General features: G+C 45.9%; 16 protein-coding genes. 8 read left to right on the top strand and 8 right to left on the bottom strand.

The genetic code is table 11. From position 1 onward, the window contains the following. Positions 1–3: 3 nt before the first annotated feature. Positions 4–363, bottom strand: coding sequence for a CoA-binding protein (locus G395_RS0115615; protein WP_026630911.1), 360 nt, complete (start codon positions 361–363; stop codon positions 4–6). A gap of 138 nt (positions 364–501) precedes the next feature. On the opposite strand from G395_RS0115615, the gene G395_RS0115610 reads away from it, so the two are divergent. Next, positions 502–1,074 carry an NUMOD4 domain-containing protein gene (locus tag G395_RS0115610; RefSeq protein ID WP_026630910.1) on the top strand — a complete coding sequence of 191 codons (573 nt, stop codon included), beginning with the start codon at positions 502–504 and terminating at the stop codon, positions 1,072–1,074. Positions 1,075–1,087: 13 nt separating this feature from the next. On the opposite strand, the gene G395_RS0115605 is transcribed toward G395_RS0115610, so the two are convergent. Next, complete coding sequence (locus G395_RS0115605) at positions 1,088–1,384, bottom strand: HesB/IscA family protein (protein ID WP_026630909.1); 297 nt, start codon at positions 1,382–1,384, stop codon at positions 1,088–1,090. A gap of 145 nt (positions 1,385–1,529) precedes the next feature. Here G395_RS0115605 and G395_RS0115600 point away from each other — a divergent pair, with 145 nt between their 5' ends. Beyond that, positions 1,530–2,048, top strand: a complete 519-nt coding sequence (locus tag G395_RS0115600) for a DUF7935 family protein (protein WP_026630908.1) — start codon at positions 1,530–1,532, stop codon at positions 2,046–2,048. Between the two features lie 97 nt (positions 2,049–2,145). Continuing rightward, positions 2,146–4,554, top strand: coding sequence for an endonuclease MutS2 (locus tag G395_RS0115595; protein ID WP_026630907.1), 2,409 nt, complete (start codon positions 2,146–2,148; stop codon positions 4,552–4,554). Between the two features lie 74 nt (positions 4,555–4,628). Here G395_RS0115595 and G395_RS0115590 read toward each other — a convergent pair whose 3' ends face one another. Continuing rightward, the gene (locus G395_RS0115590) at positions 4,629–5,864 is read right to left on the bottom strand and encodes an MFS transporter (RefSeq protein ID WP_026630906.1); all 1,236 of its coding nucleotides are present in this window, start codon (positions 5,862–5,864) and stop codon (positions 4,629–4,631) included. 242 nt (positions 5,865–6,106) lie between these two features. Here G395_RS0115590 and G395_RS0115585 point away from each other — a divergent pair, with 242 nt between their 5' ends. The 4 genes from G395_RS0115585 (at position 6,107) to G395_RS0115570 (ending at position 13,003) form a co-directional block, all read left to right on the top strand. After that, complete coding sequence (locus G395_RS0115585; protein WP_026630905.1) at positions 6,107–7,234, top strand: Gfo/Idh/MocA family protein; 1,128 nt, start codon at positions 6,107–6,109, stop codon at positions 7,232–7,234. Between the two features lie 38 nt (positions 7,235–7,272). Continuing rightward, positions 7,273–8,418 (top strand): Gfo/Idh/MocA family protein, encoded by a 1,146-nt coding sequence (locus tag G395_RS0115580; protein WP_026630904.1) that lies wholly within the window; start codon positions 7,273–7,275, stop codon positions 8,416–8,418. An 18-nt stretch (positions 8,419–8,436) separates the two neighbouring features. Next, positions 8,437–9,489 carry a sugar phosphate isomerase/epimerase family protein gene (locus G395_RS0115575; protein WP_026630903.1) on the top strand — a complete coding sequence of 351 codons (1,053 nt, stop codon included), beginning with the start codon at positions 8,437–8,439 and terminating at the stop codon, positions 9,487–9,489. 151 nt (positions 9,490–9,640) lie between these two features. After that, entirely contained in the window at positions 9,641–13,003 is a 3,363-nt protein-coding gene (locus G395_RS0115570; RefSeq protein ID WP_229204194.1) for a ThuA domain-containing protein, read from the top strand. A gap of 66 nt (positions 13,004–13,069) precedes the next feature. Here the strand turns inward: G395_RS0115570 and G395_RS29515 are convergent, their stop codons facing one another. From G395_RS29515 to G395_RS0115545, 5 genes are all read right to left on the bottom strand, one after another. Then, the gene (locus G395_RS29515; RefSeq protein ID WP_051350188.1) at positions 13,070–14,368 is read right to left on the bottom strand and encodes a tail fiber domain-containing protein; all 1,299 of its coding nucleotides are present in this window, start codon (positions 14,366–14,368) and stop codon (positions 13,070–13,072) included. A 197-nt stretch (positions 14,369–14,565) separates the two neighbouring features. Continuing rightward, positions 14,566–15,369, bottom strand: coding sequence for a TIGR02757 family protein (locus tag G395_RS0115560; RefSeq protein WP_051350187.1), 804 nt, complete (start codon positions 15,367–15,369; stop codon positions 14,566–14,568). Then, a complete protein-coding gene (locus G395_RS0115555) occupies positions 15,356–15,568 on the bottom strand; it encodes a hypothetical protein (RefSeq protein WP_035361453.1) in 213 nt (70 codons plus the stop codon). Before G395_RS0115555 ends, G395_RS0115560 begins: the two co-directional genes overlap by 14 nt. A gap of 17 nt (positions 15,569–15,585) precedes the next feature. Continuing rightward, the gene (locus G395_RS0115550; RefSeq protein ID WP_026630899.1) at positions 15,586–16,647 is read right to left on the bottom strand and encodes a LysM peptidoglycan-binding domain-containing protein; all 1,062 of its coding nucleotides are present in this window, start codon (positions 16,645–16,647) and stop codon (positions 15,586–15,588) included. A 3-nt stretch (positions 16,648–16,650) separates the two neighbouring features. Next, complete coding sequence (locus G395_RS0115545) at positions 16,651–17,439, bottom strand: DUF4905 domain-containing protein (protein ID WP_035361451.1); 789 nt, start codon at positions 17,437–17,439, stop codon at positions 16,651–16,653. Positions 17,440–17,493: 54 nt separating this feature from the next. Between G395_RS0115545 and kdsB the strand changes: the two genes are divergently transcribed. Then, a complete protein-coding gene (kdsB, locus tag G395_RS0115540) occupies positions 17,494–18,234 on the top strand; it encodes a 3-deoxy-manno-octulosonate cytidylyltransferase (RefSeq protein WP_026630897.1) in 741 nt (246 codons plus the stop codon). Positions 18,235–18,293: the final 59 nt, after the last annotated feature.

The following is an 18,293-nucleotide window of genomic DNA, read 5'->3' as shown; positions in this document are numbered from 1 at the left end:
AGCCTAATATTGGCCAACTGAAAGCATTACTAGCGTGCATCCCTCTATTGGTATGATATTTTTATCTACTAGGATGCTTTTAAATTCAGGATTCTCTGTACCGGGATTGAAGATGACGCGTTTAGGGTTTAAAGAAAGGATATAATCGTAATATTCGGGCTGATGGGTTGGATTAATGTATAACGTCACCGTATCTACATCCTTCCAGTCTTGTTTGTCCAAATGAATTTCTTCACCTAATGCAGTTCCCTTTCTCCGGCCAAGGAGCAAAATCGGATGTCCGTAGGTTCTGAGTTTTTGTGCAGCCAGATAAGCGTATCTGGTGGGATTTGAGGTTGCTCCGAGGATAAGCGTGCGCTTCATACTTTTAGATTTAGTGAACAAATGGAATCATATTCCTTGCTCATTAACATCGAAAAGATGCAAAATCGTTTCCAAGACAACAGATCGTGTGAGTGAGTACTAAAAACAGCTTTAAAAACTATTATATATTGTATCAAAATGAATGAGTCAAATGTAGGTCGGAGTTTCTGGAACGAAAAGTGGGCAAAAATTATCTTCGACGAAATCGAGAACGCTCCTCATTACGAAGTATCAAATTACGGCAGGTTAAAGAGCTTTCAGAATAATCCAAAAGAAGGCGCAGTGATAAAAGGCTCTGTAATACAAGGTTACAGATCATTAAACATACGGGTAACAGGTGGAAAGACGATCAACAGATACGTGCACAAGCTCGTAGCGGAGCATTTTGTTGACAAACCAAGCGATGAACACATCTTCGTGATTCACTCGGATTTTGAAAAACAAAACAACCATTTCGAGAACCTGAAATGGGTTACCAAAGCCGAAATGATCGACCATAATCGGGAAAACCCAGCATTTATCAATCGTGTTATCCCAAGGAGGACTAAAAACTACAAACTGACGGAGAGCAAGGTAAGGATCATAAAGAAGCTGTTGAAGAATGACAATAACCGCTTAAAAATGATTGCAAAGCAGTTTGGGATCACGCATACGCAGCTTAACAGGATTCGTTCGGGAGAAAACTGGAAACATGTAACCATTGAAGATTAATGCAAATACTTAATTACACCTTTTCCTCGGTAGAAACCGTATAACCAGTGCCGTTCGCTCCTTCCTCGAAATCGACAGACAAACCGATTACGTACATAAGGTGTCGCCTGTCCACAAAGATCTTGATATCATCCACCACATAAGTCTGGTCATGCTCGGTTGCGGTGTCGAAACCCAGCAGAAATGAACCGCTGCATGCGCCGCCTTTTAGTCCCACCCTTAATCCGTAAGTATCTGGAATTTTATTGGCGGCTAATGTTGTCCTTATTTCCGTTTTGGCCTTATCTGTAAGCTGAACAGGGCTTTCCATTTGAGATCTGATGCAATGTTGTGTTAAGTATCTCCATGAACACGAAAGGCTGTCAATCCATTCGCTATTTCAAATAATTCTCTGCTTAATGCAGTTATTCCTTTAATTTTGCGGTTTATTGATCAAAATCAGCACTCTAAAAACGATGGAATATTATTCACTGCTTGTTATTTTCGTGCTTGGCTTGGCCATAATCTTCGGCATCTATGCGACCATTACAACCGTAGCATCCAAGTTGTCGGATAAGCAAAGATGGGAAATCCGCGGCAAACATACCGACATTACGCTTCCATTAAGGTTGCAGGCTTACGAACGCATGTGCCTCTTTCTAGAACGGATCGCACCTAATAATTTGTTGTTAAGACTGGTGCCCTCGGCAATGAGCTCACTGGAATTGCAACAGATCCTCCTGCACGAGATCCGCGAAGAATACAATCATAATGTTGCGCAGCAAATGTACATCAGCAGCAATGCTTGGGAACAGGTGACGAACGCCATGAACGAAATGGTTGCTGTTATTAACCAGGCTTCTACGGAAGTGGCTGCGGACTCCCCTCCTGCGGATCTTGCAAAAAAAATATTTTCGCACGTGATCGAGAGAGAAGTGCAGCCTTCGGCACATGCATTAAAGGTCTTAAAAGAAGAAATCAGGACTTTATTTTAAGAAGCAACCGGCTGTCGGGTTATGGCTGTCGGATTGCGTTATGTTTTACAATATTTCAGGCCGAAAGCGGATTGCCGCAGGCCGATAGCCATAAAAAATGCTTTATCCCAATACATTAGAACAAAAATTAGGCTTTGACAAGCTGCGGGAGCGGCTCAAAGAAGCTTGTATAAGCCCGCTGGGGCAGAGTTACGTTGAGAAAATCAAGTTTTCGGAAAACTTCGGACTTGTAGAAAAGCTCGTAAGTCAAACCGCTGAAATGCAGAAGATTATGCAGATCGGCGAAAATTTCCCTTCTCAGAATTACATTGACGCCACTTCCTTTCTGAAACGCGCGGCAATTGAGGGAATGCTGCTCACGCAGGCCGAATTTTCCGACATTAAAGTTTCGCTGCTCACCATCAGACTTTGCCTTCGCTTTTTCGCAAATGAAGAGCCGGAAGCTTACCCGATCCTGGGCGAATATGCCAAAACAATCCGCGTCGACAAGGCCATTACGGACGCCATTGACCGCATTATTGATGATCGGGGGCAAATCAGAGATTCGGCTTCATCGGAATTATCACGCATCAGAAAGAGGCTTATATCCGAACAAGCGGGCATTCGCAAGAAGCTGGATACGATCCTGAAATCGGCACGAAGCAATGGCTGGGTTGGCGACGATGTTTCGCTTACCATACGCAATGGCCGGATGGTTATTCCGGTTGCCGCTGAGCACAAGCGTAAGCTGCGGGGATTTGTGCACGATGAGTCGGCCACCGGGCAAACCGTATTCATTGAACCAACGGACGTTTTCGAATCCAATAACGAGATCCGCGAACTGGAATACGAGGAACGCCGTGAGATTAACCGGATCCTGCTGGAACTTACCGCGCAGCTCCGGCCTTACGTCCCGGACCTGCAAAAGGCCTATGGCTTTTTAGGATTGATGGATTTCCTGAGGGCCAAAGCAAAGCTAGCTGCTGAAATGAGTGCGATTAACCCGCCTTTTTTCAATAAACAGTTCATAGACTGGCGCGATGCGAGGCACCCGTTATTACATCTTTCTTTCCAGAAACAAGGCAAGAAAGTGGTTCCGCTTAACATTGAATTGCAGGAAAAGCAGCGCATACTCATTGTTTCCGGGCCAAATGCAGGTGGAAAGTCGGTGTCGTTAAAAACGGTCGGACTAATACAGTATATGTTCCAATGCGGCTTGCTGGTGCCGGTTGCGGAAGGTTCTACAATGGGTTTTTTCCAAAACATTTTCATTGATATCGGCGATGAACAATCACTTGAAAATGACCTTAGTACATACAGCTCGCACTTAACGAACATGCGGCATTTCCTGGCCATGGCCAACAGGCGCACGCTTTTCCTGATCGATGAATTCGGAACTGGAACGGAGCCGGGACTTGGCGGGGCAATAGCCGAAGCAATCCTCGAAAACCTGACCAAATCAGGTGCATATGGCGTGATCAATACGCATTATACCAACCTGAAAGTGCTTGCGGACAAAACCGAAGGCCTTGTGAATGGTGCCATGCGTTTTGACGGCGAGCACTTGGAACCGCTTTATCAGCTCGAAATAGGAAGGCCGGGCAGTTCTTTTGCATTTGAAATCGCTTCCAAAATAGGGCTGCCGAATGCTGTGGTCGACCGTGCGAAGGAAAAGCTGGGAACGCAGCAGGTGAATTTTGAAAAACTGTTGAAAGAGCTCGACATTGAAAGACGGGTTTTCGCCGAAAAGAACATTGAAGTCGGCATTAAGGAGCGCAAGCTGACCAAACAACTTGCCGATTACACAGCACTGAAAGAAAAGCTGGATAACAATGAGAAAAAGATCGTTAACGAGGCAAAGCAGAAAGCCAAAACGCTCATTGCGGACGCTAATCAGCTGATTGAGAATACGATCCGGGAGATTAAAGAAAATAAAGCCGAAAAGGAAAAAACCAGAACGGTAAGGGTCGAGCTTGAAAAATTTGGCAAGAAAAACCTCGAACTGGAACAAGTGACTGAACCGGCACCGGCAGAAGACATTTTCGAACCCGAAAGCGGCGACATTACCCCTGGCAGTTACGTCCGGATTGTGGGACAAACGGCTATTGGTGAGGTCATCGGATTAAGAGGAAAAGACGCCGAAGTGCGGATCGGTGACCTGAAATCTACCATCAAGCTGAATCGATTGGAAAAGGTTTCTAACAAAACTTACAAAGCCGCGACGGGCGAAAAGAAGTTGAAAACCAGTGCTAAGGGCGTTGATTTGAATGAGCGTATGCTCAATTTCAGTTTTAATCTGGATATGCGCGGCAAACGCGGGGAAGAAGCATTGGGGCTTGTAGACCAGTTTATGGACAACGCCATCATGCTCGGCTACGACGAACTGCGCATTGTACATGGAAAGGGCGATGGCATCCTCCGGACATTGGTCAGGAACCATTTGAGAGGTTACTCGCAAGTTTCCGGCATGCAGGACGAGCATCCGGACCGCGGCGGGGCGGGTGTTACCATTGTGAAGTTGAAATAGCCTTTATTGATTGCATAGCAACAAAAAAAAGAGGGTGCCGTACGGCACCCTCTCCTATTTTATAAGCTAGCAAATTAATGCGCTGCTGCCGTAGTTGTGGTTGTTGAACGTCTGCCTTTCATCCAGAAGAACAAAATCCCGAATGCAACGATCAATATGGCAGGGAAAATGATCATGGTGCTGAGCGTCGCCTGACCGGCTGCCAGTTCCATTTCATCACCTGTCAGACCAGCTGCTATCTTTTCAGCTTTCGCATCATCGAGCCATTTACCGATAACAGGCTGCCAGATCGCGGTTGAGAACATACCCACACCACCTACGATGGACATTCCCAACGCGCCGCTAAGCGGAACATTCTGTGCAATAAAACCAATCATCGTTGGCCAGAAAAGGCCCACGCCCATCGCGAAGATAACCGCTGCCGCATAAGCCGCTCCGCCTGTTACCGTGCTAAATAAATAAATTCCGATTGCCGCGAGAATAGACGAACCCCAGAGAATCCCTGTTGCGCCAAGGACTTTCACGATTGGCGCAGCGAAGAAGCGGATTAAAGCCATTAAGCCTGTTACGAGGGCAAGAATAAGCATTGGACTTGCACCGCTCTTGCTCATGATCAACCCCGTCCATTGCTGTGGCCCGAACTCAGAAATAGCGGTCAGCGTCATGCAAACGAAGATAAATATGAACAAAGGCGAAGCCATTGCTTTCAGGTTTTCGCCTATTGAAGTTACACCTGCGACGTGAGGCTTAGGAAACGCCTGTCCCCAGAATAAGAATGCATAAATCACAGCCGGGATCATAATCACCCATATTTGCGCCTGCCATCCCAGGTTCGCATCGGTCATGAACTTCGATATCAAACTCCCTACAACGATTCCGCCCGGGAACCACATATGGAAGCGGTTGAGCATCTTATTCATTTTCAAACCTTCATAAGTGTCCGCTATCATTGGGTTACAGGCCGCTTCCGTACATCCGTTTCCGATTCCAATAAAAAATGTCGAGATCAAAAGGCCGGTATAACCGCCTGCATATATGGTAAGGAGAATGCCGATTACGTGGCAGACAAATGCAATTTGCATGATGATTTTCGGGCCCACGGTGTGGTAAACAAGTCCGCCAATGATCATGGACAAGGGGAAACCGAGGAAAAACATAAGGTTAATAAACCCAAGCTGCTCCGCAGTCAGGCCAAATTCATCCCCCAGCTGTGGAAGGATACCCGCCCGGATACTGAAAGAAAAAGCGGTGGTAATAAGAGCAAAACAACTAGCATTAAAAAGCCTGTCGCTATTAATTGTTTGAGTCATGAGACTAAAAGGGTTTGTTATTTAAATGGATGATTAACCTTATGGAGACTGCTGTTTTTATGAAAGAATTTCACTGAAAAAACAAATAAACGCTTTTTCTACTGCATTTAGTTATGCCTGGGAAGTGTTTTTTAAGTGTTAAAATTATATTTGTAAGAAGTAAGAGTCATCTATACTACTCTTTAACATGTTATAAATCTTTTCAAAACTTTAAACCAACTGGAATGTCAAGAAAGATTAGGATGGGTATGGTGGGCGGATCGCTTGATGCCTTTATAGGCGGCGTCCATCGCCGTGCTGCTATTATGGATGGAGAAATAGAGCTGGTTTGTGGTGTGTTCAGTTCCGATCCTTCCAAATCGAAAGAGACGGGCAGAGCTTTATATTTGCCGGAGGATAGATTATACAACGATTTCGAGGAAATGATCCTCAAAGAAAAAGAGCTTCCCGAGGGAGAACGCATGGATTTTGTGGCCATTGTAACGCCCAACCACATGCACAAGGCCCCTACTAAACTAGCCCTCGAAAACGGTTTTCACGTTGTTTGCGATAAGCCTATCACATTGAATACGGAGGAAGCAGAGGAAATCACAGCATTGGTTGAAAAAACAGGCTTGATTTTCTGCCTCACCCACAATTATACGGGCTATCCTATGGTCAAAGAAGCGAAACATATGATCGCTTCGGGTGCTATCGGCAAGATCCGGAAAGTGATCGTGGAATATCCGCAAGGCTGGCTGGCAACATTGGTAGAAGTGACTGGTAATAAGCAGGCTGCATGGAGAACCGACCCGAAACGCTCAGGCGCTGCGGGTGGCTTAGGCGACATCGGAACACATGCCGAAAACCTGGCCGAATACATTACCGGGCTGAAAATTACCCAGGTTTGCGCCGATCTGACAATTTTCGTGGAAGGCCGCTTACTGGACGACGATGCGCATGTATTGCTACGCTTCGACAATGGTGCAAAAGGGATTCTGCAAAACAGCCAGATTGCCAACGGCGAAGAAAATGACCTGAACATTCGTGTTTACGGCGAAACAGGCGGCTTGCAATGGAAGCAGCTGGACCCGAACACATTAATCCACAAAACCAACCAGGGCGCAAGGATCATCCGCACCGGTGTAGGTAACTTATCCAAAGCCGCTCAGGTGCACACCCGCATTCCCGCAGGTCACCCGGAAGGCTATTTTGAGGCATTTGCGAACCTATACCGCAATTTTGCCATCCATTTGAGAGCATACTGGGAAGGCGGCAAAGCTGATCCCGTTTATGATTTTCCGTCGGCACAGGATGGCCTTAGGGGTATGAAGTTCATTGATGCCGTCATAGCGTCAAATGCTTCGGATACCAAATGGACAAGTTTCTGATCTAATCTTTTTTCACCTTTTCATTCAATACCCGTTTTATGAACAAAATTAAAGTTGGCGTTGTCGGAACCGGCTTCATTGGGCCCGCACACATCGAAGCTTTGAGACGTCTTCCCAATGTAGAAGTTGCTGCACTTTGCGAAGTAACCGCTGAGCTTGCAAAAGAAAAAGCCGATGGACTCGGAATCGCCCGTTCCTACACATTTGATGAATTACTGAAACAAGATGACATTCAGGCCATTCACATTTGTACACCAAACTTTCTTCACTATTCCCAGTCAAAAGCTGCATTGCTTGCCGGGAAACATGTTATTTGTGAAAAACCGCTTGCCAAAGACCTGCACGAAGCAGAAGAACTGGTAAAACTGGCTGCTGAAACAGGCCTTGTTAATGCAGTGCATTTTAATTTACGTTACTATCCTTTGGCGCGCCAGATGAAATCCATGCGTGAAAAAGGCGAATTGGGTGAAATTTATTCGTTTATCGGTTCGTATCTGCAAGACTGGCTGTTTTACCAAACCGACTACAACTGGCGCCTTGAACCGGACAAATCCGGCGATTCTCGCGCGATTGCCGACATTGGCTCTCACTTGATGGATATTCTGGAATACATTACGGGATTGAAAACCGTTGCCGTTATGGCCGATTTCAACACCGTTCATAAAACACGTAAGAAGCCGCTTAAAGCTGTTGAAACCTATTCTGGCAAAATGCTCCAACCGGAAGATTATGCCGACGTCCCCATTACAACCGAAGATCATGCGAACGTTTTGCTTCGTTTCGATAATGGTAACAAAGGGGTCATCACCGTTTCACAAGTTTCTGCCGGCCGTAAAAACCGCATGAGCCTGGAAATTTCCGGTTCGAAGAAAACATTCAGCTGGTGCTCAGAATCACCCAACGAAATGTGGATAGGAAACCGCGATAAAGCGAATGAAATCCTGATGCGCGATCCGTCTCTGGTGAATGAAGACGTTCGCTCCACCATCACATTCCCGGGCGGACACAACGAAGGCTTCCCGGACACTTCAAAACAAATGTTCAAAGAAGTGTACGCTGCCATCGCAGAAGGCAAACAACCAGAAAAACCAACATTCCCAACCTTCGCAGACGGCTACCGCGAGCTGCTGATCTGTGAAAAAATCCTGGAAAGCAACAAAGCACAGGCATGGGTAACTATTTAATTTTGAATCAATAACATTATGAAAACAATAAAAGGACCTGGAATCTTTCTTGCCCAGTTTTTGGGCGATGAGGCTCCGTTTAATTCATTGGATTCTATCGCTGATTACATGGCGGGGTTGGGCTATAAAGGCTTGCAGCTTCCTACCTGGGATCCTCGTGTGATTGATGTGAAGCAGGCTGCTGAATCGCAGACTTATGCGGATGAGCTGAAAGGAAAGCTGGCTGATAAAGGCTTGGAAATCACTGAACTCGCCTCACACATTATCGGACAATTGGTTGCTTCGCATCCGGTTTATGATGAAATGTATGACGGTTTTGCAGTTCCCGAAGTTAGAAATAACCCGAAAGCGCGTGCGGAATGGGCTACGCAGCATTTAAAATATGTGGCCAAAGCAAGTGCTAACCTTGGTTTGAAAGCGAGTGCAACATTTTCTGGCGCATTGGCGTGGCCATTCCTTTACCCATGGCCGCAACGCCCGGCCGGTTTGGTTGAAACTGCTTTCAAAGAACTGGCAGCGCGCTGGAAACCGATCCTGGATGTTTATGACGAAAACGGCGTGGATGTATGCTACGAGCTGCACCCGGGCGAAGACTTGTTCGATGGCTCAACTTTCGAAATGTTCGTTGACTATCTGGACGGCCATACGCGTGCCAACATTAATTACGATCCAAGCCATTTTGTGTTGCAGCAATTGGATTATCTACAATTCATCGACCTTTACCACGATCGTATCAAGGCGTTCCACGTAAAAGACGCGGAATTCAATCCAACGGGTAAGCAAGGCGTTTACAGCGGTTTTGCAGGCTGGGCCGATCGTGCCGGACGTTTCCGTTCGCTAGGCGACGGTCAGGTTGACTTCAACAGCATTTTCTCAAAACTATCTCAGTACGATTACGACAGCTGGGCGGTTTTAGAATGGGAATGCTGCATCAAATCTCCCGTTCAGGGAGCAGCGGAAGGCGCACCATTCATTGAAAGCCACATTATCGAAGTAACTACGAAAGCATTTGACGATTTTGCGGGAACGGGCGCCGATGAGGCATTCAACCGCAAGGTGTTAGGACTTTAATTGTCGACTTCACAAGTATATTGAAAACCTATTTTCCTTATGGAAGATAGGTTTTTTTGCTATATCAGTTAACTCCATTATGACTCGAAGGATGAGTAATTTTTTAAATCGAATTTTACCAAAACAGCTGCGGAAGATTGGCATTGTGGCAATGGCCTATTTTTGTGTAAATGCAACCGCGCAAACGGTGCCCCCTGAAAAGCGGGTGCTTGTTTTCTCAAAAACGGCAGGCTTCCGACATTCATCGATCCCGGCAGGACGAACGGCGCTTATTAAGCTGGGCAAAGAAAAGGGCTTTGCAGTGGATACAACAGAGAATTCCTCTGTTTTTAATGAAAAGAACTTACAAAAATACAGCGCTGTCCTTTTCCTGAATACAACAGGCGACATCCTGAACGACAAGCAGCAGGATGCATTTGAACGCTACATTCAGGCTGGTGGCGGTTATCTGGGCATTCACGCGTCTACGGACACAGAATATGAATGGCCGTGGTATAACAAGCTGGCAGGCGCACAATTCATGAGCCACCCGGGCAATCCGAATGTGCAGGAAGGCGAGGCTTATGTGGTGAATGACAAGCACGAATCCATGACCGATTTTCCTAAAAAATGGAAGATTAAGGATGAGTTTTATGACTTCAAAAATTTCAATCCGAAGGTTAATGTGCTGGTTAAGATCGATGAAAAGTCTTACAAAGACGGAAAAATGGGCGATGATCATCCGATGTCATGGTATCACGAATATGACGGCGGAAAGGCGTTTTATACCAATTTCGGGCATGAGGATGCCACTTTTGTCAACCCGGTTTTTGTAAAACATTTAACCGGCGGCCTCAACTATGTCATGGCTTCCAAGCTGGATTATTCCAAATCCCGTCCCGAAGAAAACCGCTTCACCAAGAAAGTGCTGGCAACGAAACTGGACGAGCCGACAGAGCTTGTAGTGCTGGACGATCAGCGTGTTTTGCTGTCTGAGCGTAAAGGAAAACTCAAACTCTACAATCCAAAAACGGGTAAGATCAAAGTTGTTGCAGATGTTCCCGTTTATATCAAACAGGAATATGGCTTGATGGGCTTAAACATTGACCCAAACTTCAAAACCAACAAGCTCGTTTACCTTTACTATTCGCCTCCGTCAACTGAAAAAGACACAGCTCAGCATTTATCGCGCTTCAAGTATGATGATGTAAAAGACACGTTGCTGCTTTCGACCGAGGAAGTTTTGCTGACTGTGCCGGTGAAAAGAAATGATTGCTGCCATACGGGAGGTTCTATCGCCTGGGATGCAAAGAGCAATTTGTATTTATCTACGGGTGATGACGTAAACCCTTTCCAATCAAATGGTTATGGACCGATCGACGGACGGCCGGGACGTGAAGGCTGGGATGGTCGCCATACTTCGTCAAACACGAATTCCTTGCGTGGTAAGGTGCTCAGGATCAAGCCAAGATATGGCGATCGCCGGGCGAATATGCCGGGCGGGACTAACTTGTACGACATTCCGGAAGGAAACCTGTTCCCTCCCGGAGACCCAAACGGTAGCGACCGCCGAGCAAGGCCAGAGATTTATGTCATGGGAACGAGAAACCCGTATCGTATTTCAGTGGATCAGCATACAGGTTATTTGTATTGGGGTGACGTAGGCCCGGATGCATCCAATGATGATCCAAAACGCGGCCCGCGCGGTTATGACGAGGTTAACCAGGCAAGAAAAGCAGGCTACTTCGGTTATCCGCTTTTCATTGCTGACAATAAGCCATATGTTGAATTCAATTTTGCGGACAGCACGTCGGGAAAACCTTTCGATCCGGCTAAGCCGATCAACAATTCACCGCATAACACTGGTTTACAAGAACTTCCGCCTGCACAGCCAGCATTCATTTATTATCCATATGCCGATTCGCCTGATTTCGGCGCTATTGTTGGCAAAGGTGGCCGTAATGCGATGGCTGGCCCGGTTTACTATGCTGCGGATTTCCAGGATAGCAAAAACAAATTCCCGGGTTACTACAATGGAAAGTTCTTCGCATATGACTGGATCCGCGATTACATTAACATTGTAACCATGAACGAGCAGGGAGATTTGCAAAATATTGAGCGCTTCCTGCCAAACACCAAGTTTAGTCATCCTATTGATATGCAGTTTGCGAACGACGGTTCATTGTACACATTGGAGTATGGCCCGAACTGGTTTGCGCAAAATGATGAGGCCAGCTTGTCCCACATCACATACAATGCTGGAAATCGCGTTCCGGTTGCACTAGCTACAGCCACAAACACGGTTGGAGCGGTTCCTTTGAAGGTTAATTTCTCGTCAAAAGGCTCTATTGACCATGATGGCGACGCGGTGAAATATGAATGGACATTTGGCAAAGGACTTCCAAAAAGCACAGTTGCTAATCCAAGCTTCTCATATACCAAGCCAGGCGAATACGTTGCGATTTTGAAAGTGACAGACAGTGCCGGAAATTCCAACACATCAGAAGTAACCGTGAAAGCGGGTAATGCTATTCCAAAAGTAGATGTCGCCATTAAGGGAAACAAGACGTTTTATTGGAATGATAAACCTGTGAATTACGAAGTTTCCGTGGCTGATAAGGAAGATGGAAGTCTGGCCGACAAAAAGATCCCGGCAGATGAAGTGACATTGACGATCAACTATTTGGAAGGTTTCGATAAAACGCAGTTGGCACAAGGCCATGTGGCGAATACAGGCTTCGAAACCGGCAAGCGACTGATTGAGCTGAGCGACTGCAAAGCTTGTCATTCTATTGATAAAAAGTCTATCGGACCAGCTTATATTGAAGTAGCGAAACGCTATGAAAAAGAACGCAACTCGGTAAAAACACTTGCGGAAAAAGTGATCCGCGGTGGTGGAGGGGTTTGGGGTGAGCAAGCTATGGCAGCGCATCCGCAACATAAACCGGAAGAAGCGGAGGAAATGGTAAAATACATTCTGTCCCTGGCGAAGGAAAAAGTGGTTGATAAAAAGCCGCTGAAAAGCAGTTATGTAACCGAGGCTAAGAAGAAGGATGGCTCCTATATTTTCACAGCCAGCTACACAGATAAAGGCAGCGCAGCCATGGGACCATTAACCGGTTCAAAAACCATTGCATTGCGCCCGGCAACCATCCTGGCCAATGCAGCGGACAGCACCAGCAACATTTTTAAATTCAAAAATGAAAAAGGTGGTGAAATGGTCATAGGCACGAAAAACAGCAGTTTTATCTCATTTGATGACATTGATCTGAGTGGAATTTCAAATCTGTCGGTTGCCGTTTCTTCGGTTGCGGAACGGACAGCAGGCGGAATACTCGAAATTCATCTCGACGGCGTTGCGGGACCAAAAGTTGGTGAAGGAAAGGTCGATAAGGCCGAAACCATCAACATTGCTGTCAAAGCGCCCGCAGACAACAAGCTACACAAACTGTTTTTCGTGTTCAAAAACCCCTCAGCAGGCCCGAAACCTCTTTTCGGAATCGAATGGATAAAGTTCGATAGCGCAGCGATGTAGGGTTTGATATATTCAAAAAAATGCTGGCTTTGTCACGGAGCCAGCATTTTTTTGAGTTAGCAGTGCTTATTTGGTAATCATCATTTTCTTGGCACCATTGCTTTTGCCATCGGTTACCAGGTCATAGACAAAGACACCGCTCGCAAACTGGTCTGCCGACAAAGTTAATGTACTCTCACCGCGGTCCAGAACCGGGTACGAACCTACCTTAACGCCTTCCACTGAATAGACATTAATTACGGCCTCTTTCACAGTTTGTGGAATGAAAAAGCGAATTGCAGTGCTTTGAGAAAATCCATTGGGCGCGTTTTGTTCCAGCACTACACCATTCTCATTCGGCTCCTGCCGTGCCGCATTGTTTCCAGCTAGCGGCTTGATTGTTCCCGAAGCTACAATTCTTTCCAATTGTTCCAAACGCCTAGCCAAATCCTGAATTTTCGTTTCTTTCTGATCAATAATCTCCTGCTGTTCCTTCACCGCATTAACCAGCATATAAGTCACCGCACCCGCATCATAGTCCAGATACTCCGTTTTGTTGCCTAGTGAATCCTGATAAGTGAAGTTGCCGATCGTATAGGGCGCTATTTGCTGCATTTCTTGTGCAATGATGCCAACAAACTTTTTGTCTGTCTCAATGCCTGCTTTTCCATTGTAAGTAAACCAAACAGGCTTCATCTTTTGAATCAAATCCAGACCATCCTTAAAGTCTGAAACATCCTTTTTTAAACGACGATCAGATGCAACGATCCAAGTGGAAGATCCAGGTTTTGCTGCCGAGAATGTATTAAGCTGTAACTTATAATTAGGAGCCGAAACGCCAATTCCTACATTTGCATTGTTTCCGAGAACAAGGCTGTTACTATTGCTCACGAATGCATTTGCACCAATTGCAGTTGCATTATACAAATCTCCAAAGATCCCGCTTCCTGATTTTGACCCGATGAAGGTGTTTTCCTGTCCAGTCTTGTTATTATACCCTGCATGACTGCCAAAAAAACTGTTTCCCTCTCCTGTGTCATTTTTGAAGCCCGTATTCACACCGGAAAAGCTGTTATAATGGCCCTGGCTTGACTTGCCCGACCCCGAACCATAAAATGAATTCCAGCTTCCGTATTTGTTGAAAAGGCCTGCATCGGTTCCCAGAAAGGAATTATGATAACCACTTTGTGTTGATGCACCTGCTGAATAGCCTATGAAAGTATTATATTCTGTCTGGTTCTTATATCCCGCTCTGTATCCCAGGTTAGTATTTCCAATTCCAACTTGATTTTCATAGCCGGCACTGCTACCCACCGAAGTATTTGAGGACGCAGTCGTACTCTCCCCTCCAGCGGCTTCGCAGATAAGAAAAAGCCAAGAAGACATCCTGTCAGATAAACTTTTTTCATCGCGCTTTAATTTTGGTTCACAAATCGGAAGAGTCCGTTTAAGGCAAGCAATTTGCTCTTTGTAAAGTTTGATAAGCCAAAAGAATGAATGAAAGGCAGGAAGCAGTGAGTAATCGGAAAATCACTGAAACTAACCGACAAAGCCATTTTAAGTATAGAGGTCCTTTAAAGGAATTACTTCGCGAAGCCTTCAATCCCCAGCCCAAACAAAGCAAAATCGTACTTCACAGGATCATCAGGGTTAAGTTGCTTCAGGGAGGCGGTCAGCTCTTTGGCGGTTTGCCAGTCGGTGAGCGGACGCTTGATGAGGCCTAGAAGGCGGGCGACGCGGTCTACGTGGACGTCGCAGGGGCACACGAGCTGGAAGGGTTTAATAGTGTTCCAAATGCCGAAATCCACGCCTCTGTCGTCTTTTCTAACCATCCAGCGCAGGAACATGTTCAGGCGCTTGCAGGATGATTTTCTTAATGGTGTGGCAATGTGTTTGGCGGTTCTGGACGGGAAATTTTCTGAGTCCCGAAAGAGGTTGTGAAAGCCTATTAAAGCGTTTTCAATGGTTTCCTCGCCTTCCTGCATGTGACTGCTGAATGCAAATTCAAGCGATTCATGCTTACGATAATATTGCTGGAAAAAATGCAGGAAATAAAGCGTATCTGTCGCGTTGAATGTGCGGTGCTTGAAATGCAGGAAAGGTTTTAGGTCGCTTTCTGTGTGATTTAGGACAAAATCGTAAGGTGCGCCGTCCATCAGCGCAGACAATTCGTGACATTTGTTGATAATGGTCTTCCGTTGTCCCCAGGCAAGCACTGCGGCCCAAAAACCCATAATCTCAATGTCCTGTTTGACAGAAAATGAATGCGGAATGCTGATCGGGTCCAAAGGAATGAATGCAGGCTGATTATATTGCTCGGCCTTTTCTTCCAATAAATCCGTAACGAATGATGAAAATGTAGGGATGATAACCTCAGTGCCGTGCATGGCTTCCTCCGAACAGGTAAGCCAAAACTTTTGAAATACCTGAAAAAAACATAATGATGCCCGAAAACAAGAAGGTAAAAATGGCGATAAACGGATAAAGAATCGTAAACATCACGCTCCATAATTTATAGCCGGTGGTGTTTTTCAGTGCTGCCCGCTCCTCTTCTCTTTTGGAACGAAATTGAGGTAAATGCTTCATAATGTTGATGTAGGATGCTATTCAAGATAACTGACAACTGCCCGGAATCGTTTGCTGTTCGGCGAAACTTTTTCAAAAGCCCTTGAAGATAACTTGATTACAATGTCGTCATTAATGCTCGTATCGGGAATGCGGCCGATGATGCGGACGATGATTTTTTCCTGATTATATTCATTTAAAACCTCAACCAAAGCGCCCACGGGAGCAGTGCGGTGCAGGCCCAGGAATTTGCTAGTGCTTTCATCCGTCTCAATCACTTCCGCCAGACCGGATTCTGATTTCTTCTTGCCCTTTACGACTTTCGGAGGCGCAACTTCTTCAACCGGCTTCACCACTTTCTCAGGAACAATCGCTTTTGCCTTTACAGAATCTTTTACCACTGTGGTTGTAGTAGTAACCTTTGGCGCAGGCGCAGCAACCGTTGGAGCTGGCTTTTCAGGTGCTTTCTCGCTGACGATCAGCTCTTGTCCGTCTTTCAGATTGTCGTCGGCCAGGTTGTTCCACTTTCTCAGATCAGCCATTAATACGCCGTATTTCACTGCAACACGGTAAAGCGTTTCGCCTGGCTCAACTTTGTGTAGGCCGTTAGCTGGCGCAGCGACGGTTGCGCTGGCAGTTGGTGCAGATGTTGTTGTGGGTGCAGGGGCGGTAGCAACTGGTGCTGATGGAGCAGGTGTCGTGGCCGCAGGTGTTGTTACAGTTGGTTTTACTTCCTTCACCTCAGCTTTCGCAGCGTCCTTTTTATCCTCTTTCTTATCTTCTTTTTTATCCTCTTTCTTGTCTTCCTTTTTCGAATCCTTCTTGCTGGTTTTCGGTGTATAAGGAACCCTGATCGTCTGTCCCGACTGAATCTGATCAGCCATACCGGGGTTAGCCTCGCGAAGCGCCTGAATGGAAGTGCCGTACTGACGGACCACCGCAAACATGGTCTGTCCCTGGTTTACCCTATGCAGAACGAAAATCTTACCTCCCACTCTTTCGACCCCAACGGAGTCAACCTTATAACTCCCGTTTGCCCGGGCCTCACTCATACCTGTCAACAAACCTAACAAAATGGTCAGGCAAAAAATGTATTTCATTTATTATGAAAGTGTTAGACTCGAAAACTCGTTGTTATTTTTAAGATAAACCAATGTAGATGCTTTTAACATCATCGTTGAGCGGCCCATTCCTTCGCGTTCTTCGGATAGTTGTTCATGTAAAACCAACTGCCTTTGATCGGTCACAATGAGGAGGTATTGAACTGATTTATCCTGATCGTAAATATAATAAGAAAACATTATATAGGGTCTTTTCTCCAAATAATCAATCGTTACGGCTTCATGCCCGTTGGTTATTTCACGGATAAATGAGGCCAGCTTTTGGAAATAAACGCTGTCCTTCCTGTAACGAACCGGTTCCTGTAAAATTACTTTTTCCATTTGCGGCCCATAATTTTCTTTCATCGACGCGGTTGCAGCTGTTTCCACATCACATTCTTTATGAACAAACTGCTCTCCCGACTTGGTTGCGACTTCTATATGCCTGGAATCCAGCTGTTTTACCATTAAATGTCCGGGTAACGCCCACCGAAAATGGCCGTCGGTGGCTGAGAATGCCAGTAAGTCGGTGGGTTCGGGAACATCCGGATAGCGATAATTGTGCAGGAAAATGCTGTTTTGGGAAAATGCGGTCAGGGAGCTCCACCAATCGGCTTCGTCGGGCGAATGATGCCACAGTTGTGTCATCTGCGCCGTATCAATGACAGAGAATGACACTTTTTTCAATGTCGTGTCGCGCAATTCCACCACCCAGAGATCACTGTCCGGATCGGCGTTTGGTAAAATCCGCCAGATATTTTGTAAAAACCGTTGAGAAAAGACCTTTTGCAATTTTTTAGCTTTATTTTGAAACAAAATTCAACAAAATATAGACCAACCGACCTCGTGCGAATATTAGGAATAATCCCTGCCCGCTACGCTTCCACCCGTTTTCCAGCCAAAGCATTGGTTGATATAGGAGGAAAAAGCATGATCCAGCGGGTTTATGAACAATCATCCAAAGCTACACAACTCGACCAGGTAATTGTTGCAACGGATGACGAAAGAATCTTCAACCACGTTGTGGATTTCGGCGGCAAGGCCATTATGACGGACAGTGCTCACCAGAGCGGGACAGACCGTTGTTTCGAAGCACTTTCCAAAACGGACGGCGTATACGAATATGTGATCAACATCCAGGGCGACGAGCCATTTATCAGCCCGGAACCCATTGATAATCTGGCAGAAGCATTGAATGGTAATGTGGAGCTCGCAACGCTTGTCAAAGTGATTGACAGCGATGAAATACTTTTCAACCACAATGTACCCAAAGCCGTTCTCAACAAGCGCAACGAAGTCCTGTATTTCAGCAGACAAACAATCCCTTATTTACGCAACCCGGAATCGGGACAATGGCTTGGCGCTCACACATTTTACAAACATATAGGTATCTACGCTTACCGAGCGGACGTCCTTGCGGAAATCACTAAACTACCCGTTTCCTCACTCGAAAAAGCAGAAGCATTGGAGCAGCTTCGGTGGCTGGAAAATGGTTATGCAATCAAAGCGGTGATCACTTCCGATGACTCTCATGGCGTGGATACGCCGGAGGACCTGATTCGTGTAAGCAGAAAGTTTTTACTTTAAATTTCGCCATCTGGAACGCTATTTGTAACTTTTTCAGCAACGCGCTTTCAGATTCTATT

Origin of the sequence: Dyadobacter alkalitolerans DSM 23607 (genome assembly GCF_000428845.1) — a bacterium.
GTDB lineage: Bacteria > Bacteroidota > Bacteroidia > Cytophagales > Spirosomataceae > Dyadobacter > Dyadobacter alkalitolerans.
This window is presented reverse-complemented; position numbering and strand designations above follow the sequence as displayed.